Annotated in this window: 18 protein-coding genes; 9 read left to right on the top strand and 9 right to left on the bottom strand. The window is 67.7% G+C overall.

All coding sequences use genetic code 11. The features are described 5' to 3' along the window. Positions 1-14: 14 nt before the first annotated feature. Complete coding sequence (locus OPF83_RS00950; RefSeq protein WP_264885335.1) at positions 15-1193, bottom strand: hypothetical protein; 1179 nt, start codon at positions 1191-1193, stop codon at positions 15-17. A gap of 248 nt (positions 1194-1441) precedes the next feature. Here OPF83_RS00950 and OPF83_RS00955 point away from each other — a divergent pair, with 248 nt between their 5' ends. Together OPF83_RS00955 and OPF83_RS00960 are read left to right on the top strand one after the other, a co-directional pair. Continuing rightward, positions 1442-3184 (top strand): condensation domain-containing protein, encoded by a 1743-nt coding sequence (locus tag OPF83_RS00955; protein ID WP_264885551.1) that lies wholly within the window; start codon positions 1442-1444, stop codon positions 3182-3184. Next, the gene (locus OPF83_RS00960; protein ID WP_264885336.1) at positions 3181-4260 is read left to right on the top strand and encodes a glycosyltransferase family 4 protein; all 1080 of its coding nucleotides are present in this window, start codon (positions 3181-3183) and stop codon (positions 4258-4260) included. The genes OPF83_RS00955 and OPF83_RS00960 overlap by 4 nt, the downstream gene beginning before the upstream one ends. A gap of 10 nt (positions 4261-4270) precedes the next feature. On the opposite strand, the gene OPF83_RS00965 is transcribed toward OPF83_RS00960, so the two are convergent. Further along, on the bottom strand, positions 4271-5536 hold the full coding sequence (locus OPF83_RS00965; RefSeq protein ID WP_264885337.1) for a cellulase family glycosylhydrolase: 1266 nt from the start codon (positions 5534-5536) through the stop codon (positions 4271-4273). A gap of 175 nt (positions 5537-5711) precedes the next feature. Between OPF83_RS00965 and OPF83_RS00970 the strand changes: the two genes are divergently transcribed. Further along, positions 5712-6239 (top strand): GNAT family N-acetyltransferase, encoded by a 528-nt coding sequence (locus tag OPF83_RS00970; protein WP_264885552.1) that lies wholly within the window; start codon positions 5712-5714, stop codon positions 6237-6239. 31 nt (positions 6240-6270) lie between these two features. On the opposite strand, the gene zapE is transcribed toward OPF83_RS00970, so the two are convergent. Next, the gene (zapE, locus tag OPF83_RS00975) at positions 6271-7287 is read right to left on the bottom strand and encodes a cell division protein ZapE (protein ID WP_264885338.1); all 1017 of its coding nucleotides are present in this window, start codon (positions 7285-7287) and stop codon (positions 6271-6273) included. Positions 7288-7339: 52 nt separating this feature from the next. On the opposite strand from zapE, the gene OPF83_RS00980 reads away from it, so the two are divergent. From OPF83_RS00980 to msrB, 4 genes are read left to right on the top strand one after another with little or no spacing between them, the layout of a single operon-like run. Then, complete coding sequence (locus OPF83_RS00980) at positions 7340-8158, top strand: dihydrofolate reductase family protein (protein ID WP_264885339.1); 819 nt, start codon at positions 7340-7342, stop codon at positions 8156-8158. 20 nt (positions 8159-8178) lie between these two features. Continuing rightward, positions 8179-9669, top strand: coding sequence for an alpha/beta hydrolase (locus tag OPF83_RS00985; RefSeq protein ID WP_264885340.1), 1491 nt, complete (start codon positions 8179-8181; stop codon positions 9667-9669). A gap of 53 nt (positions 9670-9722) precedes the next feature. Next, the gene (locus OPF83_RS00990) at positions 9723-10919 is read left to right on the top strand and encodes a glycosyltransferase family 87 protein (RefSeq protein WP_264885341.1); all 1197 of its coding nucleotides are present in this window, start codon (positions 9723-9725) and stop codon (positions 10917-10919) included. A gap of 9 nt (positions 10920-10928) precedes the next feature. Continuing rightward, entirely contained in the window at positions 10929-11357 is a 429-nt protein-coding gene (msrB, locus tag OPF83_RS00995) for a peptide-methionine (R)-S-oxide reductase MsrB (protein ID WP_182631209.1), read from the top strand. 120 nt (positions 11358-11477) lie between these two features. Here msrB and hemQ read toward each other — a convergent pair whose 3' ends face one another. Genes hemQ through hemE form a run of 3 tightly spaced genes read right to left on the bottom strand, consistent with a single transcriptional unit; the run spans position 11478 to position 14686 of the window. Then, positions 11478-12173: a hydrogen peroxide-dependent heme synthase gene (gene hemQ / locus OPF83_RS01000; RefSeq protein ID WP_264885342.1), complete on the bottom strand. Its 696-nt coding sequence runs from the start codon at positions 12171-12173 to the stop codon at positions 11478-11480. Between the two features lie 3 nt (positions 12174-12176). Beyond that, a complete protein-coding gene (gene hemG / locus OPF83_RS01005; RefSeq protein WP_264885343.1) occupies positions 12177-13568 on the bottom strand; it encodes a protoporphyrinogen oxidase in 1392 nt (463 codons plus the stop codon). Beyond that, positions 13568-14686, bottom strand: a complete 1119-nt coding sequence (gene hemE, locus OPF83_RS01010; RefSeq protein WP_264885344.1) for a uroporphyrinogen decarboxylase — start codon at positions 14684-14686, stop codon at positions 13568-13570. The genes hemG and hemE overlap by 1 nt, the downstream gene beginning before the upstream one ends. Before the next feature lie 98 nt (positions 14687-14784). On the opposite strand from hemE, the gene OPF83_RS01015 reads away from it, so the two are divergent. After that, entirely contained in the window at positions 14785-15372 is a 588-nt protein-coding gene (locus OPF83_RS01015) for a DUF3000 domain-containing protein (protein WP_264885345.1), read from the top strand. After that, positions 15369-16607, top strand: a complete 1239-nt coding sequence (locus tag OPF83_RS01020; protein ID WP_264885346.1) for an HRDC domain-containing protein — start codon at positions 15369-15371, stop codon at positions 16605-16607. Before OPF83_RS01015 ends, OPF83_RS01020 begins: the two co-directional genes overlap by 4 nt. 25 nt (positions 16608-16632) lie before the next feature. Here OPF83_RS01020 and dxs read toward each other — a convergent pair whose 3' ends face one another. The 3 genes from dxs to OPF83_RS01035 form a co-directional block, all read right to left on the bottom strand. Beyond that, positions 16633-18525 carry a 1-deoxy-D-xylulose-5-phosphate synthase gene (dxs, locus tag OPF83_RS01025; RefSeq protein WP_264885347.1) on the bottom strand — a complete coding sequence of 631 codons (1893 nt, stop codon included), beginning with the start codon at positions 18523-18525 and terminating at the stop codon, positions 16633-16635. A 120-nt stretch (positions 18526-18645) separates the two neighbouring features. Continuing rightward, complete coding sequence (locus tag OPF83_RS01030) at positions 18646-19998, bottom strand: class I SAM-dependent RNA methyltransferase (RefSeq protein WP_264885348.1); 1353 nt, start codon at positions 19996-19998, stop codon at positions 18646-18648. Beyond that, positions 19995-21986 carry an APC family permease gene (locus tag OPF83_RS01035; RefSeq protein WP_264885553.1) on the bottom strand — a complete coding sequence of 664 codons (1992 nt, stop codon included), beginning with the start codon at positions 21984-21986 and terminating at the stop codon, positions 19995-19997. Before OPF83_RS01035 ends, OPF83_RS01030 begins: the two co-directional genes overlap by 4 nt. Between the last annotated feature and the right edge of the window lie 79 nt (positions 21987-22065).

Below are 22065 nucleotides of genomic sequence, written 5' to 3' on the forward strand. Positions count from 1 at the left end.
CCTACCCGCGGCGGTCACTTCACTGTTTCTTGCAACCGCACCGCCACCCGGGCGGGCACACCGACCTCGGCGAACGAGGCGAGAGCGGCCTCCGCCGCCTTACCGTCCGCGGAACGGTTGTCAACCACAACGATCCCGAGATCCACGTCGGTTGCGGGCACCTCGCGCCACCACGGATCATCGAAGGACGCGCCCACCGACCGTCCCTCCTGGGCTCCGGAGGCCCGGGGCGCCTCGACCGGGTCCACATCGCCTAGGACGACGACGGTGCCGCCGGCGGAGAGCACAGCGGTCACTGCGGCCTCGGTCAGAGGCGGGAACCCCGTGCGCGACGACTGGTCGATGTCAACGGTGGCCGAGTGGCGATGGCCAGCGGAACGAGCCCAGATGGAATCGGTCCGCCGGCCCCTACGCAGCCGCGCCAAGCCCAGGACCAGGACGGCCAGTGCCGTCGTGGCGAGACCCGCCACGAGGCCCGTTTGGAACGGCTTCGGCCAGCTCGGTCCAGTGCCTCCGGACTGCGCGACGATGGTGGCCACAGGATAGGCAGTCCGGAGTTGTTCCGCACCCGCTCGAGCCTCGTAGATGAGGGCGAGAAGATCAGAGGTGTCCGCCTGGCGATCCAGACGACGACGGGCATCGATCTGCTCATTGAGACGGTCGACCTCTTTTTGAGCCGCCTCGGAGACGGGCTCCAGGATCTGCTCCCGCGCTTCGACAGACCGCAAGTTCATGGCCTCGACCGCCAGATCACCCATCTTCGCCGCGTTCAGCGGTCCGGACTGCGACCTGGTGTTGACCTCGAGGAGACCCGGGATCTTGGAGGTGGTGACCGTGACCGACGGCCTCAGTCCGTACAGGGTCACGGGCTCCCCCACGCCCTCCTCGATATAAAATCGCGCCCTCTCGTCCGTCACATATTCGGACATCCCGGCGGCAAGGGCTTCCATCGTGGCCGCGTCCCGCTCCTCGCGGCCGGGCGTGGCGACATTCACGGTGGTGGTGGCGGTGTACTCATCCCGGAACGTCGATGCGATGATTCCGGCCAACACTCCCACGACCAGACCGATCACGATCGCCGCGGGCAGAGACCTCGCAAGCGAGGAGATCACCAGGCCCAGATCGAGAACCGGTGGACGGTCCCCTCGGGTGCCCGCCTGGGTACCGCGCCCGTCAGTGCTAGCCGTCTCCATTGATGGAGTCCCTCCAGTCGACAAAGGTGGGTGCCGGAACCCCGCCGCATTCGGGACACTCCGAGTACCGCGCGATCATATCGCCCAATACCACCAGATGAGGACACCTCCCGACTGTGAGACCGAGCACCTGCTCGGTTCTCCGAACTGCCGGTAGCATGCGCGACGAACGCCCTGGCGACCTCAGACCAGGGCCCCGACCATCGTAGGTACTCATGACCGACACTTCCTCGCCGCGTCTGCCTCTCATGCCTTCACAGACCGGGATGCGTGACGGACATCTCCAAGATCCAGAAAATTCCGCCTACTCCGTTGCCCAGATCGTCTGGTTTTCGGGAGAGGAACTCGACGAACAGATGGTGATCGACGCGGTGGAAACCGGCGTCCGAGACACACGTTCCATCCTCATGACAGCCTCACTTGACGAGGACGGTCAGTGGTACCAGCAGCTCGACTCGAGCGTCGATATACCTGTGCACCGCGTCGACCTCACCACGGCGCCCGATCCGCGTCAGGCCGCCCGTGATCTCGCCTTCCGGGAGGTTCGACGTGCACTTCCGATCAGCGGCCCGGACCTGCCTTTCAGGTCCTACGTCCTCACACTCGGACCTCACTCATTCGCGTGGTTCGGCATCTGTCACCACATGTTCATCGACGGCTACGGGGCGACGCTGCTCCGAGCCCGGGTTGGTCAGGCTCTCGGGGCACTCGCCGCCGACCAGCCGGTGCCCGAGAGCCCGTTCGGCGACATCGTTGACCTGATCCCGGCCACACCGGATCCCGATCCGGCTGACCTGGAGTTCTGGAAGTCCCACGTGGCCGACGCGCCGGAGGTGATCGGGTTCACCGATCGTGTGGCACCGCCGGCACCCCTGTACGAGATGCTCGATTTCCGGACGCCCGGATTCGCCACCAGAATCGCCGAAGCCCTCGACGGCGTGAACTGGGCACACGTCGCGGCCGCCGCGGCGATCTCCTACTCCTCGGTGATTCTCGAGAATCCGGTCGTGGTGGTGGGACTGCCCGTGACGGGGCGCTTCACGCCAGAGGAGAAGTCCACCCCCTCCCAGTCGATGGGGGCACTCCCGCTCAAGATCGAGGTCAACCACGAGGCTGATCTGCCTACGCTGGTCGCGACGTTCCGGCAGACGGTCCGCAGTACCAAGGATCACCAGAGGCAGGCACCGGATGCGCTTCGGGCTGAACTCCCCGTGGCATGGCGTACCGGTCGGATGTACGGACCGATGGTCAACATCATCCCGTTCGAGATGCCGTCGATGGCCGGAGCTCTGGAGACCGGGCTCGAGGTGATCAGCCACGGTCCGTGCGACGACATCTCCTTCACCGTCACCCCCGGCCCCGAGGGCGGGATCCGCACCGAGATGCTCTTCAATCCCTCCCTGTACGGGCCGACCGTTCGTGCGGCCCACACTGCCCGTTTCCAGCGTTGGTTGGAGCAGATTGCCGACCGGCCGGACTCGCCCCTGGCCGACCTTGTCTGCCTCACCCCCGAAGAGCAGGCTGCGCACGCCGACCTCGCGGGTACCCCGGCGACAGGCGCCCCCCAGCCGTTGGTCTGGGGCACGTCATGCGCCGTCGCGGATCTCGCTGAGCGGGCCGAAGAATCCGAGGTAACGGGTATCGCCGTGCATTCGGACCTGGGCAGGCCCGCCGTCTTCGGCATACCCGGAAGGGTTGTCTTCTACACCCCGGCCGGCCCCCGGGAATCCGAGCTGCTCGTCGCACTGGGTTCAAGCGGGCTCGAGTACCGGGGAACGGTGGACGACCGGGTGGTCGTCAACGGGAACCAGGTCGAACTCGAAGCCGTTCGCCTTGCGGTCACGCGCGATCCCCGGCACGCCGATGCCGAGATCTCTGCTTCCGGCAGACGGATCACCGTCCGACTCGGCACCGAGGCCGATCAATCCGAGCGGGACGAGGTCTCCCTTCGCGTGGCAGAGGTCACCGCAGCCCCTGTTGTCGTGCAATGATCTGCTCCGACCTGAGGGTCCTCCACCTCGTCAACGAGGTCGTAGACACCGGCAACGGGATCGTCAACGTCACCGTGGATTTGGCGATCGACGCGCACGCACGTGGTCACGAGGTCGCCGTCGCCTCGTCCGGCGGCGGATTCGTGGACCTCCTGCGCTCATCCGGGGTGGCCCATCACCGCATCGACTTCCGCGGGGAGCCGTTGCGTTCCTTCTCGAAATTGCGCGCGCTTATCGCCGACTTCCAGCCCGACATCGTGCACGCCCACACCGTCGCACCCTGCCTCCTGGCCGCCGCGGTCCGCGCAGTGCCGGGCGGACCCGATTTCGCACTGATCGCCACCATGCATAACGTGTACCAGCGCTCGTCGTTACTCATGGCGTCGGCGGACATGACGGTGGGAGTGGCGCAGTCCGTTTCCGACGTGGTCGGTAGTCGCCGAATCCGGTCCCCCCTGCTCGCCACCGTGGTCAACGGCGTGATCAACTCCCCGCGGCGTGGGCGAACCGACCCTGTGGCCAGGGATCTGGGACCCCGCTCGATCGTGGCGGTCGGCGCTGTCTCACACCGCAAAGGAGTGGACGTACTCCTCGCTGCCTTCGAGATTCTGGCCACCACCCGCCGGGATCTGCACCTCTGGTTTATCGGCAACAAGGACTGGGAGGAGTTCGTCCACGAGGCCGAGTCCTCCGTCCATGCCGACCGTGTCCATCTGATTGGCTTGGCCGACGACCCCACCGCGTTCCTTGGCGAAGCCACGGTGGTCGCTCTGGCTTCACGACGCGAAGGACTCGCGTTGTCCCTGCTGGAGGCCCGAGAGTCCGGCGCGGCCATCGTCGCCACGGAAACCGACGGCGCTCGCGAAGGCCTTGACGCCGGTGAGGCCGGCCTCCTCGTCCCCGTCGACGATCCCGATGCGCTGGCAACGGCGCTCGCCCGGGTCATCGACGATCGCGAGTGCCGGGACGACCTCCGTCGGCGCTCGGCGAACGGTCTGGACCGGTTCAGCGTGACCAGGATGGCACGTGAGTACGAAGAGGTATATCGACGAGCGATCGCTCACCGTCACACCTGATCGGCCTCGGTCAGGAACCGAACCCTCCGCCGCTTCCTCCGGACGTCGGTTGCCCGATAATGGGAGCTTCGGCACCGACCGAGCCAGTACCGGTGCCCGGCACGCAATTACTGATCGCGTCCTGGAGTGCCGCGACGGCGGGCTTGGGAGTCTGATTCTCGTAGTAGAGGCCGAAGTATCGTTCCGGGTCTCCGTTGGGTGCTCCCCCGTCGATCAGCGTGTAGATGAAGATCGGCCCGATGGACCGATGTGCGGCCGCGAGTTCATAGGCTTCAGCGACCATCTGGGCCTGCAACTTGGGGCTCACCCCGCTGGAGCCCCCCGTGGGGGCGCCGTACTCAGTGAGCCAAACCTTCTTGTCCCCGTCGCCGTGAGTGGCCATGAGGTTGACGACATCCGTCAACGATCGGAACGTGTTCCATTCCGAGTCCCCCGAGGGCAGCTCCGGATAGGAATACGGATGCATTCCTATCGCGTCGGAGAAGTCACCGCCGCCAAGCTCGTAGAGCCTGTCGAGGAAGGTCAGCGGGGCGATCGTCTGTGACCCATCCGGCGCGGGCGCAAGTCCTCCTGTGATCACGGTCGCGTGAGGATCGGCCGCGTGGATCCGTCCGTAGGCGGCCTTGAGGAGTTTCACATAGTGCTCGACATTCGGATTGGGCCAGAACTTGTGGAGATTCGGCTCGTTCCAGATCTCGTACTCATTCACGTCGTTGCCGTATCGATCGGCAATCGCCCCGGCGAAGTCGCCGTACTTCGCGGCGAACTGTCGGTGCTCGTCAGTGATCGGTCCGGACGGGGGCGTAATCCACCCCGGAACCGTCTGGATGACCAAAAGCGGCTGCAGACCCGCATTCCGCGCGTGGTTGATCCTCATGTCGAGCTCGGACCAATCATAATTTCCCGGCGAGGTTTCAATCTCCGCCCAGTTGGCGCCGATGCGCACCCTCCCCATCCCGATCTCTCGGGTCGTCCGGATAGCCTCGCCGTACTCCGCGTCAGAGAAATCATCCCACTGGGCGTTGCCCGCCATGCCGATGATCTCGCACGGCTCCTGATGAGCCATCGAGGTGACTTCGGAGGTCGGCCGAAGAGAGTCGAACGGGGCGTAGCCCCAGAGGATTCCTAAGACGAGAACGACGGACGACACCATCGAGATGACTACCGTGCCCCACGAGCGGAGTGGGGACACACGAGCGGCAGTTCCGGATACCACGTTTCGCTCCTTCTGGGTTGCCTTGCTTTGCGACCACCCGAACCGATTCGACTTGCGCACCGAATCGATTCGGTCACCCAAGATGTCTGATCGACACCAGAATGATTGTCCAAGTTCTCAAACGGCCATTGCCGACGTTTCGATGATATTGATGATCCCTCCACAAAGCGTCACCTAATGTGACTTTCCACACACTACCTGGTGAATTCCCGGAACTAGAATTCGGGTCGTGACGATGGTTGTTCGCCCCGCCCTCCCCGACGAAGCAGCGACGCTCGCGGACCTCGCAGCCCGGACATTTCCCCTCGCATGCCCACCCGAGCTCCCTCGCGAAGCGATCGAGGAGTTCATCACCGAGCACCTCGATGTGGATGCCTTCCGCGGCTATCTCAACACGGACGGTTACACCGTCCTGGCCTCTGCGCGAGCCGACGGTGAGGCCTGCGCGTATGCATTACTCGTCGATGGGGCCGCCATGGATCCCGCATGTGCGCACCTGCTGGCAGGTGATCCCACCATCGGCATCAGTAAGTTCTATGTCGATCAGTCACTACACGGCAGTGGAGCCGCACGCATTCTGCTCGATGCCGTGATCGACCATGGCCGGCTGGCAGACGCGAGGAGCCTGTGGCTGGCGACCAACGTCGGTAATGCCCGGGCTCGCGCCTTCTACACCCGGAGCGGATTCGTCGAACGGGGCACCCGCATCTTCACCGTCGGCGGCCTAGACAACCAGGACGTGGTGCTAGAGCTGCCGCTGTAAGCCTCAATACTGCTGCTCTCACGGGGCAGGGTCAGCCGCCGACCTTGTCGAACCGGGACAGCGCGAGCAGACGGGACGTCGCCCGCAGGTACTTCTTCCGGTAACCACCCGCGACCATCTCCTCGGTGAAGATGGCGTCCAACTTGTCACCGGAATTCCGCACGGGAATGCCGGCGTCATACAGTCGGTCGGCCAGAACGACCAGCCGGAGCGCGATCGACTGGTCCGGCAGTGGCTTGACGCCGCTGAGGCATACCCGCGTGACACCGTCGACGAGGCGGTTGTACTTGGACGGATGCAGTGTGGACAGGTGCTGGCACAGCTCGTCGAAATCGTCCAGGGTCGCTCCCGGTACCGCCGCCGCGTCGGCAGCCAATTCCTCATCGGTCATCGGGTCCGGGGCGGGCGGCAGATTGCGGTGACGGTAGTCAGGGCCGTCCACACGGATCGAATCGAAGATCCCCGACATTTTTCGGATCTCACGCATGAAGTCCTTGGCCGCGAACCGCCCCTCACCCAACTGCTCGGGGAGGGTGTTGGACGTGGCCGCGACACTCACCCCGGCAGTGGTGAGCTCGGCGAGCAACCGTGAAACAAGCATCGTGTCACCGGGATCATCCAACTCGAACTCATCGATGCACAGCACCGAATGCTCGGACAACTCCTCCACCGCCCGGTTGAAGCCCAACGCGCCCACGACGTGGGTCAACTCAACGAATGTGCCGAAAGCCTTGGGCTCGGGGCAGTTGTGATAGATCGAGGTCAGCAGGTGGGTCTTGCCGACGCCGAAGCCACCGTCCAGGTACACCCCTGTGCCCTGCACTACCTTGGGTCGTCGACCGAACAGGCCCTTCTTCGGTGCACGTCGTGCGCTGACCGTCTCCGCGAACTCACGACACGTCTTGACCGCCGCCGCCTGCGAAGGCTGTGCGGGATCCGGAATATAGGAGTCGAAGCTCACGTCGTCGAACATCGAGGGCGGCACCATCTGGGCCACGAGTTGGTCGGCAGGGATCACCGGGGTGACGTCAGCGAGGCGAGAGACCATGGGCGAAGCTTATCGTGGGATGAGCCCACGCCAGAAAGGGAGGACATCCGACGTGCACAGTTGCCGACCCGAGGTGGTGGATGACAACCCGGCGGCGCTGGATGTCCTGTGGCGCGCTCTCGAACCAGAGCCGTTCGGGCCGGCTGTCCGGATCCGGGCGGTGATGATCTCCTCCGTCGACGGCACAACCGCAGTCGACGGACTCAGTGGGCCTCTGGGGACCCCCACTGACCGGCTCGTCTACGGCGCGATGCGGGCCCGCGCCGACGTCGTTCTGGTCGGCTCGGGTACCGCACTCGACGAGGGTTACGGTCCGGCGACCGTCGCGCCCGTGTGGACCGACCGCCGCGATCGAGCTGAACCACCGCCCGTCATCGTCCTCACTCGCAATCTCGACGATGCCCTTCTCGATCACTGCGCCAAGACAGGTTCCGGCATGCAGATCGCTGCTGCGGCGGAGACTCCACCGGCCCGGATAGCAGCCGCACGGTCTGCGGGGGTATGCGTTCACGTGATGGAAGAAGGCCCCTTCGCGCAGTCGCTTCGAGACTTGTTGGCAGAGCTCGGCGCCGGTGAGGTGACCTTCGAAGGCGGCCCGCGCCTGCTGGCGGACTTCGTAACTCAGGGTCTCGTCGACGAACTGGTACTGACTGTCTCGCCCGAGATCATCGTCGGCGGCAGGTCCCCGGGTTTGGTTCCGTCGCACACCCTGCACCGCGTCCCGATGCGGGTGGCGGCGGCGTTCTCGTGCCCGCGTGGCGGCCTCTACACTCGGTGGGTCGTCGACCACGGTGGCCGCAACGAGCCGGCCGGTGGCACCGTGTCAGACAGAACGTACGGGACCGACAGGGTGGACGGGGCTGACGAATGAGGATGTCGGGCGTTGCTCGAATGGCGGCAGCCAGCCTGTCCGCTATCGCCATGACGGTGACCGCGTGCGCACCACTGCCGGCCACGGGACCGCAGCTGGCCACCGACAACGGCCCCCGGGGCACCGGGAGTTCAGTGTCCGAGGGTGACGGACCTGCCGAGCGACCCGAATGGTTGGTTCCCCCGCGCGACCTCGACTGGTCACCGTGCGGAGACGGCCCGATCGACGGAGTCCCTGATGAGGTGTCCGTGGGATGTGGACTGGCCGGAGAGTCGCCCGCGATCCGGCTCTCCTCGTCAACGACGCCGAAGGATGCGGCGCCACTTGTCGTGGTCGCCGGACCGGAAACACCCGCGTCAGCCCTGGCCGGGAGACTCATCCGGACGGGTCGTGACCTCATGGACACCCGGCCGCTCGTCGCGGTCGATCATCGGGGACGCACCGATGCCGCGGGGTCGTGCCTGTCATTCCAGGCACGAAGGACGCTGGACGGCCTCGCCGACAACGGCGTCGATCCGGGATCGCCCGAGTTGCGGGCGGACCTGGCCGACACATCCCAGTCCTGCACTGATCAACTGATGGGTCATGAGCTCGACTATGGCGCTACCGGTGCGGCGCAAGACCTCGAGAGGCTGCGTGAACAGTGGGACGTGCCCGGGCTGGCACTACTGGGCATAGGTACCGGAGCGCGGACCGCTCTGGCCTACTCCACGACACACCCGGACCGAGTGTCGCTTCTCGCCCTCGACTCCCCCGCGCCGGACGACGGCGACCAGGAGTCCACCGCCCGCACGGCACTGGCGGGTTCTGACGCCGCTCTGAGGCTGTGGGCTTCGTCCTGCACACGGCCAGAATGCGGTCCCGGCGAGGCCGACCAGAAGGTGGAAGCGATCACGCGGGCACTTGAGCGCGCGAGAGAACCCGATGCAGACGTACCGGCAGCGTTGCTCTCGGACGTGGTTCGGTCGGCCCTCGGTGATCTCGCTGGAGCTTCGGCGTCAGCACCCTCCCAGGGCGACATCATCCTCGGGGACCTGATCGAATCGGCACCGGGCGAGATCCCGGACAGCGCCCGCGATCGGGCGCAGGCGCTCACGGCATCCTCGCTGCCCTATGTCGCGGGCTGCTCCGACCTGTCCCGACGGGTTCCGGTCAATCGGGTGGAGGAGCTCGAATCCGAATGGTCGGAGACACCGCCGTTCGGAACGATTCTGGCGGCCCAGCTGTCGGCCTGCTCCACCTGGCCCGTCCCCGATGCCACACCGCTGGAGATCTCACCGGCGATCCCGGTCCTGCTGATCGCGGGCATCGCAGATCCCGTCGCGGGTGCGGCCTATCTCGAGCCGACCGCCGGCCGGCTCACCGCCGCCGGCGCCACCGACGTCCGCACAGTCACCTGGGGCGCTCCGGGATCCGACGTCCTCGGACATTCGAGTTGTGCCCGGGAATCGCTGATCGCCTTCCTCGACGCCCCCACCGATGCCGATGAATCCACCGCCTGTCCGTCCTGACGGACCGGAGTGCCTCACCCGGGGGCGACGAAGCGAAAGGTAGCCTGCTCACCGTGCCGCTGCCCACCCGAAACACGATGACCGTGCCACGCATCCTCTCCAACGTCCTGTGGCCGTTGGCGATCATGACGGTGATCCACCGCGTCCTCATCAGGGCGATCAACGGATCGATCACCAACGACTTCGGAACGGTCTACGCCGCGACGCGGCGCTTCCTGGCCGGCGAGCCCGTCTACTCGGAGAACCTGCTGACGGTTCAGCCGCACTACCTGTACGCGCCAAGCGGCACCCTGATGCTGTCGCCGTTCGGGATCTTCGACAATTACACGATCGCGAGATGGCTGTTCATCCTGGTCAACACCGCCGCGATCATCCTCGCGTTGTGGCTACTCATGCGGCTGTTCAACCTGGACGTCAAGACCTTCGCAGCTCCGGCGATCCTCCTCGCGGCGTTCAGTACGGAAGCGGTCACCAACACCCTGGTGTTCACCAACATCAACGGCGTCATCTTCCTGTGTCAGGTGGCATTCCTCTACCTGCTCCACACCCGCCGGCTCTGGTGGGCAGGCGTTGCGATGGGCCTGTCCCTGGCCATCAAACCGATGCTGGCGCCGCTGCTCGTCCTCCCGCTGATCCGCAAGCAGTGGCAGCCGTTCGTCGGTGCGCTGGCGATCCCGGCAGCGGCGATGGCCGCCGGCTGGGCGATGACGGTGGACGCGCGGAGCTACCTCGACACCACGATGCCGTACATGGGCGAGGTGAGGGACTACTACAACAGTTCACTGTCGGGACTCGGGGTCTACTACGGCATCCCCGAACCCTTGATCCTGGTGGCCCGGATCCTGGTGGTCGCAGCGACCCTGCTCGCGGTGTGGCTGCTGCTGGACTACCGCCACAACAACGAGGTGCTGTGGCTGGCCACCACCTCCGGAGTGGTCCTGGCCGGTGTGTTCCTCGTCTCCACGCTCGGGCAGATGTACTACTCCATGATGCTCATCCCGATCATGCTGACGGTCGTTCTGAAGGACTCCCTGGTCCGAACGTGGCCGGCCTGGCTGGCGGCGTACGCGTTCTTCTTCCCCGACGTCTGGGAGTCCGTCCGCTGGCCGTACTACGGCCGTGTTCTCGAGTTCGCCCACCCCACGTTGGGCTGGTTGCTGCTGCTCGTCACGGTCCTGGTCGTGTTGCTGTGGCGTCGTGCATCGCCGGACCGGCACGAGCGGATCGCACCGAGCGCCGCGGCGGCGTAGCCTGCGGGCATGAGCGAGACCACCAACACCCCTCAGCCTGACTTCACCCTCGACGACGCGGAGTGGCGACGTCGACTCACCCCGGACGAGTACCAGGTGCTGCGGCAGGCAGGTACCGAGCGACCGTTCACGGGCGAGTACAACGACACGAAGACCGAGGGCGTCTACCGTTGCCGCGGCTGCGGTGCCGAACTCTTCCGCAGCGAGGGCAAGTTCGAGTCCAACTGTGGCTGGCCGTCCTTCTTCACGCCGCTGGCCGGTGACGCGATCATCGAGAGGGAGGACACCTCCCTCGGGATGCGCCGCGTCGAGGTACTGTGCGCGAACTGCCACGGTCACCTCGGTCACGTCTTCGAGGGCGAGGGCTACCCCACGCCCACCGACCTGCGCTACTGCATCAACTCGCTGAGCCTGACGCTGGAGCCCACGCAGGACTGACCCCGCCACGCCCACCGGGCACACCGAATACGACGAAAGCCCGCCGGGAATCTTCCCCGGCGGGCTTTCACCACGCATCGACTGAGCAGGTCAGTGCATGTCAGTGCGTGTCTGGACTTGTCAGGGCATGGAGGCCGCGAGCTTGTCCGGCGTCACGCGCGGCCCGGTGAAGAACGGGATCTCCTCGCGGACGTGGCGCCGCGCCTCGGTGGCCCGCATGTCGCGCATGAGGTCCACGATCCGGTCGAGCGCGGGCGCCTCGAAGGCGAGCAGCCATTCGTAGTCACCGAGGGTGAACGCGGGCACCGTGTTGGCGCGCACGTCCGGGTACTCCCGCGCGGCCCGGCCGTGGGCGGCGAGGATCTGGCGCCGCTCCTCGTCGGGCAGCAGGTACCACTCGTAGGAGCGCACGAACGGGTACACGGAGATGTACGCGCCGGGCTCCTCCTCGGCGAGGAACGCCGGGATGTGACTCTTGTTGAACTCGGCGGGACGGTGCAGCGCCGTGTTTGACCAGAACGTGGTGCTGGCCTTCCCGAGCAGCGTGGTGCGACGGAACTCGTTGTAGAACCCCTGGAGGTCCTCGATGTGCTCGGCGTGGGTCCAGATCATGAAGTCGGCCTCGGCGCGCAGCCCCGAGACGTCGTAGATCCCACGCACCACCACGTCGGTGCTCTCATACTTCGCGAGGAAGGTTTCCAGGTCCGCGGCCACCGCGTCCCGGTCGTCCCCCAGCTGGCCCGGGGTCACGGTGAAGACCGAGAACATCAGGTAGCGCAGGGTTGAATTGAGCTTCTTGTAGTCAAGGCGTGCCATGGCTCAATCCTGCCACTGTGCGGCCAACCGGCGGGCCGCGGCCCGGGCCGACCCGATGCACGCTGGCACGCCGACGCCCTCGGTGGCGCCTCCGACGAGCTCCAGCCCCGGCACCCGCTGCGCGAGCTCGCCACGGATCCCCGCGATGGTCGCGTCGTGGTCGGGTCCGATCTCCGCGAGTGAGTCCTGCCATCGCCGTACCCGCGAGTGCATCACGATCGGGTCCGAGCCGCACACGTCCGCTAGCCCGGCGACGGCCATCCTGGTCAGGGCCTCGTCGCCGGAGTCGAGCACCTCGTCGTCGTCGAGCCGTCCGAACGACACACGCACCAGGTGGCCCGGCCGGTCGTCCAGATGCGGCCATTTGCGGCTGGTGAACGTCATGGCCTTGTACGGGACCGGCTCGTCGGTGGCCACGAGGACCCCCGACCGCTGTGGGAGGTCGAGCGCGCGGTCGACCTCGAGCGCGACGACGGCCGACGAGGCGGTGCGGATCCCCGACAGGGATCCGGCGGCGGCCTCGGCTCCCCCGATCGCGGTGAGGAGCGGGAGGGCCCGGGGAACGGGGACGGCGACGACGACGAGGTCGGCCCCGACCGACCGGGTGCCCCCGGCCCCGGTGACGTCCACGGCGTACCCCGGCCCGTCCCGGCGGATCGCGGTGCACCTCGACCCGGTCGCGATCTCCGCGCCCGACGCCCGCCCGAGGGCCTCCACGAGCACGCGGTACCCCCCGTTCAGGGTGGCGAACACGGGCCCGGTCGCGCGCCGGGCGGTCAGTCGGCGCGTCGCCTCGGTGAGGCTGGGCGCGCCCTTGTCGAGGGCCTCGGCGAGGCCCGGCACGACCTGGCGCAGACCGAGACCAGCGCTCCGAGCGGCGTAGACGCCGCCGAGCATGGGGTCGACCAGGCGCCGGACGACCGCCGGCCCGAAGCGCTCCGCGACGAGATCGCCCAGCGACACGTCGGCGCCGGGGGGCCACTCGAACGGGATCTCCGGTTCGCGCGCGGCGCGGGCCACGTCCTCGGGATCGAGCACTCCCGCCAGCGTGCCGGCGTCGGAGGGCAGACCCATCAGGGTCCCCGTGGGCATCGGCTCAAGGCGGCCCCCGGTGAGGATCGCCGGGCCCAGCGTCCCGGGGTGCTCGAGGCGGTCGGTCAGGCCCAGCTCGTCGATCAACCCTGCTGCCTCGGGCCGGCGGCAGATGAACGCCTCCGCCCCCAGCTCCATGGGGCCCGACGGGAAATCGGTCGTGGCCAACGCGCCACCCGGGGCCGCACTCTCCTCCAGGACGGTGATGTGCGCGCCGGGGAGGTCGAGCGACAACTGGTACGCGGCGACCAGGCCGCTGAGTCCGCCACCCACCACCGCGACACGGGGCCCCGGCCGGGTCATCAGCGGGCGGTGAGCTCGTGGACGAGCTCGGTCACATGGGTCAGCACTGCCGGATCGGTGCTCGGCAACACGCCGTGACCGAGGTTGAACACGTGGCCCCGCGCACCGAGGTCGCGGGCGCGCCGGGCCTCGTCGAGGACGCGTCGCACGTCGGCGTCCAGGGCGGACCGGTCGGCGAAGAGTGTCGCCGGATCCAGGTTCCCCTGCAGCACCTTGCCCGGGACGCGGGAGACAGCGTCGTCGAGCGGGAGTCGCCAGTCGACCCCCACGACATCGGCGCCTGCTTCGCTCATCGCGCCGAGCAGTTCCCCGGTACCCACGCCGAAGTGGGTCCGGGGCACGCTGGAGACCAGCTCGTCGGCGAAGATCCGGGACGAGTGCGGCATCACGAGCTCACGGTAGTCGCGCTGGGTGAGCGCGCCGGCCCAGGAGTCGAACAGCTGGATCGCGTCCACCCCCGCGGTGACCTGGGCGCGGAGGAACACCGTCGTGAGGTCGGCGATCTTCGACATGAGCTCGTTCCACAGTTCCGGCCGCGACCGCATGAGCGACTTGGTGTGCTCGTGGTTCTTACTGGGACCGCCCTCGATGAGATACGAGGCGAGCGTGAAGGGAGCGCCGGCGAAACCGATCAACGCCACGGCGGGGTCGAGCTCGGCGACGATGAGCCGGACGGCCTCCTCGATCGCCACGAGTCGGTCGGGGGTGAGCTCGGGGAAGGCGGCCACGCCGGCCTCGTCCCGGATCGGCTGGGCCACCACGGGGCCGACGCCCGGCACGATGTCGATGTCGATCCCGGCCGCCGCCAACGGGATCACGATGTCCGAGAAGAATATCGCCGCATCCACACCGTGCCGGCGCACTGGCTGGAGCGTGATCTCACACGTCATGGCGGGATCGAAGCACGCCTCGAGCATCGTCGACGAGCCGCGGACGTCCTTGTACTCCGGCAACGACCGCCCAGCCTGGCGCATGAACCACACCGGCGTGTGCGCGCCGCCCCGTCCGGTCACCTCGTCGAGGTACGGCCCGGTTCCCGGCCGACGGCCGGTGCTCGCGGCGGAGGTCTCGCCGGAACGGGAGGTCAGGGACACATCGGAGTTCAACACGCCGTCCATGATCCCATGATCTGCGCCCGGGGGGCCGTGAGCCCACCCTCAGCGGCGACGGCGCGCCTCCGCTGCGCATCGCAGAGCGGTGACTAGCGTGACGAACCGTGAGTAACCCGGTCAATGACGGCGAGCCCGAGATCTTCAGCGCGGCGGTCGAGTCACTGTCGCGACTCGAGGTCCGTCCGGAGATCTCGGTCGGACCGATCCGTCCCCCGCAACGTCTCGCCCCGTACAGCCACGCCCTGGGTGTCGAGATCATCCCACCCACGGGTGACGACGTCCCCGAGTTCTCGGACGGCGACGCGTTCGGTCGGCTCATCCTGCTCCACGACCCCTCCGGGGACGACGCGTGGAACGGGACGCTACGTCTGGTCGCCTACATCCAGGCCGACATGGAGGCCTCGGTCGCCGGTGACCCACTGCTCCCCGAGGTCGCCTGGGGGTGGCTCACCGAGGCCCTCGACAGTGACGCCGGACCGTACACGGCCCTCGGGGGAACAGTCACCAGCACCGCGTCCCAGCGCTACGGCGACATCTCCGGCCCACCCCAGGCCCATCAGCTCGAACTGCGTGCCTCGTGGACCGCCCTCGAACCCGATCTCACCGGTCACGCGGCGGCGTTCTGCTCGACGCTCGCGCACGCGGCCGGACTTCCTCCCGTGGGCGTGACGTCGCTGCACCCCCGGACGTGAGTGGTCGGCGCCGGAGCGAGACCCCGCCCGGCATCACCCCGCCTCCGGCCAAATACGAGTTCGTCGACGGCGCGGCCGGCATCGCCGAGGTCGCCACGACGCTGGCCGGGGCGACAGGACCTCTAGCCGTCGATGTCGAACGCGCCTCCGGGATCCGGTATTCCGAACGGGCCTTCCTGCTCCAGCTCCGTCCGGCCGACGGTCCCGCACTGTTGGTCGATCCGGAGACCCCGGGACAGACCGTCGGCCCCCTGGCCGGGGTGCTCTCGGACCGTCCGCTGCTCCTCCACGCGGCGAGTCAGGACATCCCGTCCCTGCGCGAGCTGGGGATCGTCCCCTCCGCCCTGGTCGACACAGAGCTCGCCGGTCGGTTCCTGGGACTCGAGCGGGTCAACCTCGGCGCGATGATCTCCGAGTTCCTGGGGATCGGACTGGCCAAGGCACACTCGGCCGCTGATTGGTCTCGCCGCCCGCTGCCGGGTTCCTGGCTCGACTACGCGGCCTACGACGTCCTGTTCCTCCACGATCTCGCGGACGCGGTCCTGCCGCGCCTGGACGCGCTGGACCGACGTGAGTGGTTCGAGGCGGAGTGCCGTCATCTCGCCGACACCGCACCCGCACCCACGCATGCCGAACCGTGGCGCAGATTGTCACGTCTCTCTTCGCTGCGCGACGTCCGGCAGTTGGCACGGGCCCGGGAGCTGTGGATGGCCCGGGACCGGATAGCCGCCGACCGCGACGTCGCCCCGAAGCGGCTCCTGGCCGATGCGGCGATCATCGAGGCCGCGCGCATCGGTCCCACCAGTCGGTCCCGGATCCTCGCGATCGACGGGTTCGACGGGCCTCACCGTAGGCAGATGGCCGGGGACTGGCTCACCGCGATCGAGTGGGCCGACGGCTTGGGTCGAGACGACCTCCCCAGTCGACAGGGCCCCCGGGGAGAGCACCCACCGCATTCCTCCTGGAAGCGATCCGAGCCAGCGGCCGCCGCACTTCTTGAACTCGCCCGCGACAAGATGAACGTCCTCGCCGAGGAGCTCGGACTGGAGGCTTCCCTCCTGCTCAAGCCGGCGACACTCCGACTGTGGGTGTGGCGGGCGGCCACGACGACCCCGGACGACGACGCGGAGCTGCTCCACTCAGCCCTGACCGGTGACAACGCCCGCCAGTGGCAGGTCGGCCTCACCACCGCGCACCTGCTCGAGGCGGTCAGACAGTTCCGGGCGTCGCAGTAGACATACGCCGATCGCAGTATGCGCCCTACGTCGTGGACGCGAGTTCGGCCAGCCGGGCGGTGATCGACCCGGCCACACCGTCGACGGTCAGTCCGACCTCGGTCAGTATCTCACCCCGCGAGGCGTGATCCAGGAACTCCTGCGGCAGCCCCAGGGAAAGCCGGTCCGCACGGACTCCGGCAGCGTCGAGGGCCGCACACACGGCGGAACCGACCCCGCCGTGCAGCCCGTTGTCCTCGACGGTCACGACGAGTCGGCGGGAGCGCGCGTCCTCGACGATCGACCGAGGGACCGGGTACACCCACCGCGGGTCGACGACGTCAACGCCGACACCCTGCTCCGCGAGGTTCTCAGCCGCGCCGACGGCGGTGGCGACCATCGAACCGACGGCCACGATCAGGACATCGGCCGACCCGTCACCGTGGACGCGGTCGACACCGTCAGGTGATGTGGCCAGAGCCGCGACGTCGGTTCCCACCGCGCCCTTCGGGAAGCGGACGACGGTCGGCCCGTCAGAGACCCCCGTGGCCTCGCGCAACCCGAGACGAAGCGTCGCCTCGTCGCGCGGAGCCGCGACCCGGACTCCCGGGATGATCCCGGTCAGCGACAGGTCCCACATGCCGTTGTGGCTCGCACCGTCGGGGCCCGTAACGCCCGAGCGGTCCAGAACGAGGGTGACGGGCTGCTTGAGCAGCGCGACGTCCATGAGGAGCTGGTCGAACGCCCTGTTGAGGAACGTCGAGTAGATCGCCACGACCGGGTGCATCCCACCCAGCGCGAGCCCGGAGGCCGAGGCGATGGCGTGCTGTTCCGCGATCCCGACGTCGAACATGCGGTCCGGGAACCGATCACCGAAGGCCGTCAGACCTGTGGGACCCGCCATTGCCGCGGTGATCGCGACGATGTCATCGCGCTCGCCACCGAGTGCACACAGCTCCTCCGAGAACACCGTGGTCCAGTCGGTCGAGGACGACGGGGACAGCGGCTTGCCGGTCTCCGGATCGATGACGCCGGTCGCGTGCATCTGGTCCGCCTCGTTGTTCTCGGCGTGCACGTAACCCATGCCCTTGTTGGTCACCACGTGGACGATCACCGGACCGCCGAAATCCTTCGCCAGGCGCAGAGCGGCCTCCGTGGCGGCCAGATTGTGCCCGTCCACCGGGCCGATGTATTTGAGCCCCAGGTCGGCGAAGAGTTCCTGCGGGGAAACCGCGTCCTTGAGACCGACCTTGACTCCGTGCAGCACCGAGTAGACCGCCCGACTGATCGGGCCCTTCCGCGAGGTCAACGCGGTCTTGGTGCGGTCCATCGCCTTCTCGTAGGCCGGCTGGAGGCGCAGTGCACCGAGCCTGTCCGCCAGGCCACCGATCGTCGGTGAGTACGAGCGGCCGTTGTCGTTCACCACGATGACCATCGGGCGGTCCTTCGCGGCGGCGATGTTGTTGAGTGCCTCCCACGCCATCCCGCCGGTCATGGCACCGTCGCCGATCACGGCGACGACCGTGCGGTCGGGCTCACCACGCAGGGCGAAGGCCTTGGCCAGCCCGTCGGCATAGGACAGGGACGCGGTGGCGTGCGAGGACTCCACGATGTCGTGCTCGCTCTCGGCCCGACTCGGGTACCCGGACAGGCCGCCGCGGGTGCGCAGGCCGTCAAACTGGTCCTTACGACCCGTGAGGATCTTGTGCACGTACGACTGGTGACCCGTGTCGAACACGATCGGATCGCGCGGTGAGTCGAAGACACGGTGGAGCGCGACGGTCAGCTCGACGACTCCGAGGTTGGGCCCGAGGTGCCCACCGGTCGCGGCGACCTTGCGGATCAGGAAATCACGGATCTCCTGGCAGAGCTGTCCCAGTTGTGTGGGGCTGAGCCCCCGGAGATCTGAAGGGCCGTTCACCTCATCGAGCACGCTCATTGCCGTCGATCGCCCCTTTCATGACCGTTACCCCACTGGGCCGAACGCCCAGTCTACGTTCTCGATGCTCCCGGGTACTCCTGTGGGCGGCGGACGGAGATCCTGATCACCCGGTTCACGTCACGTCCGTCCCGGCGCGTCCAGGACCGCGACCCCCTCGACGTGATGGGTCCCGGGGAATGCGGCGACTCCGCGGAGATCCCGGAGCTGCCACCCCGCCGACACCAGGACGCCGACGTCCCGGGCGAGACTGGCCGGGTCACATCCGACATGGATGATCCGCGACCGCGTGGCCGAGGCGAGTACCTGCATGACCGGGATACCGGCACCTCCACGAGGTGGATCCAGGATCACGATGTCGGCCGCGCCGGAGACGGGCCGGGCCCCGTCTTCGGTCGACTGTGTCGTCCCCGTAGGACCGGACTCGAGAAAGGTCTCGACGCGTGACCGGACAGTGTGTATCCCCGCATCCGCCCCGAGGGTCTCTGTGGCCGCGGTCAGTGACCCCTGGGCGGATTCGACGACCGTGATGTGCGCTCCGGCGAACGCGTCCCGGGCAGCCGCACCGAAGACCCCGGCCCCGCCGTAGAGGTCCCACACGACCGGGTCCGTCGACACCCCGGGGGCGTCGGCGACCGCGGCGCCGACGAGGTCGCTGTAATGCGACGCCGCCGACCGGTGTGCCTGCCAGAACGCATCGACTGGTACGAGCCACCGACGAGAACCCACGCGGCGTTCCACCATCGGCCCGCCGAGTGCCAGCTCCCACCGCCGCCCGGCTGCGGTGCGCGCGCGGGCCCGTGTGGCCGCCGCCCGCCCGGACGCACGACCACGACCCCGGCGAACGTCGGTGTCCGCCGCCCGGTGCGCGACGTGCACGGTGCCGTCGTCGCCCAGTACTCCCAACACCTCGCGGCGCCGCCCGACCCCGGCCCCGAGGACCGCGTCGAGGACGCGCGGATCGGGCTGAGAGCAGGGCTGGGACACGATCTCGCGGGACCGTAGCCGTCGGACTCCCGGCCGGGCGTCATCGTCGGTGAACCATCGTGCGACGGTGCGCCATCCTGACCGGGTGTCGTCTCCGGCGGGCACGTCCACGGCGACGGTGCCGTGCGGGGGCTCGAAACGACCGATACGTCCGGCCTGTTCGGCCAGAACCCTCCCCGCGAGGTCACGCGCAGTGGCCGGCGCGATGTGGCTCCAGTCGCAACAGCCACCACCCGCAGCGGCGGCAGGACACGTCGGTTCCACCCTGCCGTCAGAGGCCTCGATGACGGTCTGCACGGTGCCGCGACAGAAGCCCCTGCCCGGATCGTCGTCGACGCGGACCTCGACTCGTTCACCGGTGAGGCCGCCCCGGCAGAAGATGACGCGGCCGTCGTGGCGTGCGACGAACTCGCCGCCGTGTGCGGGCCCCTCGATACGGACCTCGAGAACCTGTCCGGTCCAGTCGATCGTTTCGTGAGTACTCATCGTGCCTCCGGTCCACCCCAGCGTCCGATGAGCGGTGCGTCGCGAGCCTGCTGCGCACGGCCCCGCGACGACGACAGTTGCCACGGGACGCTGGTCACCATGACACCTCGTTCGTAGAGCAACCGCGACTTGAGCCGCAGTGCGCTCTGGTTGTGGAGGAACTGTTCCCACCAGTGCCCGACCACGTACTCGGGGATATAGACGATCACCACGTCACGAGGTGACTGCGTCCGCAACCTCGTCACATACTCCACCACAGGGCGGTTGATCTCCCGGTACGGGGACTCCACCACCTTGAGAGGCACGGTGATCCCGCGATCCCCCCACTCCCGGACCAGGGCTTTGGTGTCGGCGGTGTCGATGTTGACCGTCAATGCCTCGATGGTGTCCGGGCGCGTCGCCCGGGCGTACGCGAGCGCCCTGAGGGTCGGCAGGTGCAGCTTCGACACCAACACGACGCAGTGCGTCCGGCTCGGCAGGACGACCTCCCAGGAGGAGTCCTCCAGTTCCCTGGCTACGGACCTGTAGTGCTGACGGATCGACTTCATCACCGCGAAGATCACGATCATTCCCAGGACGGCGATGTACGCGCCGGACAGGAACTTGGTGAGCATGACGATCAGCAGCACGCCGGCGGTGAGCACGAGACCGGTCGCATTAACCGCTCGGGCGCGCTTGATCCGGCCTCTCTTGCCGGCGTCCTCCTCGCGTCCCAGACGGCGGTTCCAGTGCCTGATCATCCCCCACTGTCCCAGCGTGAACGCGACGAACACACCGACGATGTAGAGCTGGATCAGCACCGTCACCCTGGCGTCGAAGATGATCACCAGCGTGGCGGCGGCGACGGCGAGGAGGATGATCCCGTTGGAGAACGCGAGACGGTCCCCGCGGGTGGCGAGCTGGCGCGGCAGGTACTGGTCCTTTGCCAGGACGGACGCGAGCATCGGGAAACCGTGGAACGCCGTATTGGCCGCCAGAACCAGGATCAGACCCGTCACGGCCATGGTCAGGTAGAAGCCCACGGGAAAGTCGCTGAACACGGGCTGCGCGAGCTGGGCGATCATCGTCTTCTGCCGATAGTCCTCGGGTGCGCCGCTCAACTGTGCGGAAGGATTCTCGGCGATCTGCACCCCCAGTCGCCGCGCCAGCTCGAGAAGGCCGAGCAAGAACGTCACCGCCAGGACACCGAGCATCCCCAACGTCGTCGCGGCGTTTCTCGCGCGGGGCTTCCGGAATGCCGGGACCCCGGTGTGGATGGCCTCGACGCCGGTCAGGGCCGCACAGCCCGCGGCGAACGACTTGGCGACGATGAAGACCAGTGCCAGGCCCGTGACCGACAGTCCGTCCGGGGTGACGAGGGTGAACCCCGAGGATTCGGCGGTCAGGTCCCGTCCCAGGACCTCCACCTGGAACAGCCCCCAGACGATCAACACGGACATCGCCGCCATGAAGGTGTAGACGGGGATGGCGAACATCGCGCCTGATTCCCGGATGCCCCGCAGGTTCACCGCCGCGAGCACGGCGATCGCGGCGACGGCGAACAACGCCTTGTTGTCGTGGATGAACGGGATCGCCGAACCGATGTTCTCGGCGGCTGCGGCGATCGAGACGGCCACCGTGAGCACGTAGTCGATGAGCAGCGCGGCTCCCACGCCGAGTCCGGCATTGGGTCCGAGGTTGACCGTCGCCACCTCGTAGTCGCCACCGCCGGAGGGGTACGCCCGGACGTTCTGCCGGTAGCACGCGATCACGACGAGCATGACGACCGCCACAGCGAGTCCCACCCAGGGAGTGAACGTCAGCGCCGACATCCCGCCCATCGACAGCACGAGGAAGATCTCCTGCGGCGCATAGGCGACCGACGACAGTGCATCGGAGGCGAACACCGGCAGGGCGATCCGCTTGCGCAGTCTGGCGGCGCCGATGGTGTCGCTCCGGAACGGTCGACCCACCAGGAGACGCTTCATCCCAACTGAGACCTTGGAGATCCTGGACACCGACACATCGTAGGACCCGCACGTCGCCCACGACAGTCTCCGTGCGTGCAAGTAGCGTGACCCGTTGACA

Origin of the sequence: Dietzia sp. NCCP-2495 (genome assembly GCF_026011735.1) — a bacterium.
Classification (GTDB): Bacteria; Actinomycetota; Actinomycetes; order Mycobacteriales; family Mycobacteriaceae; genus Dietzia.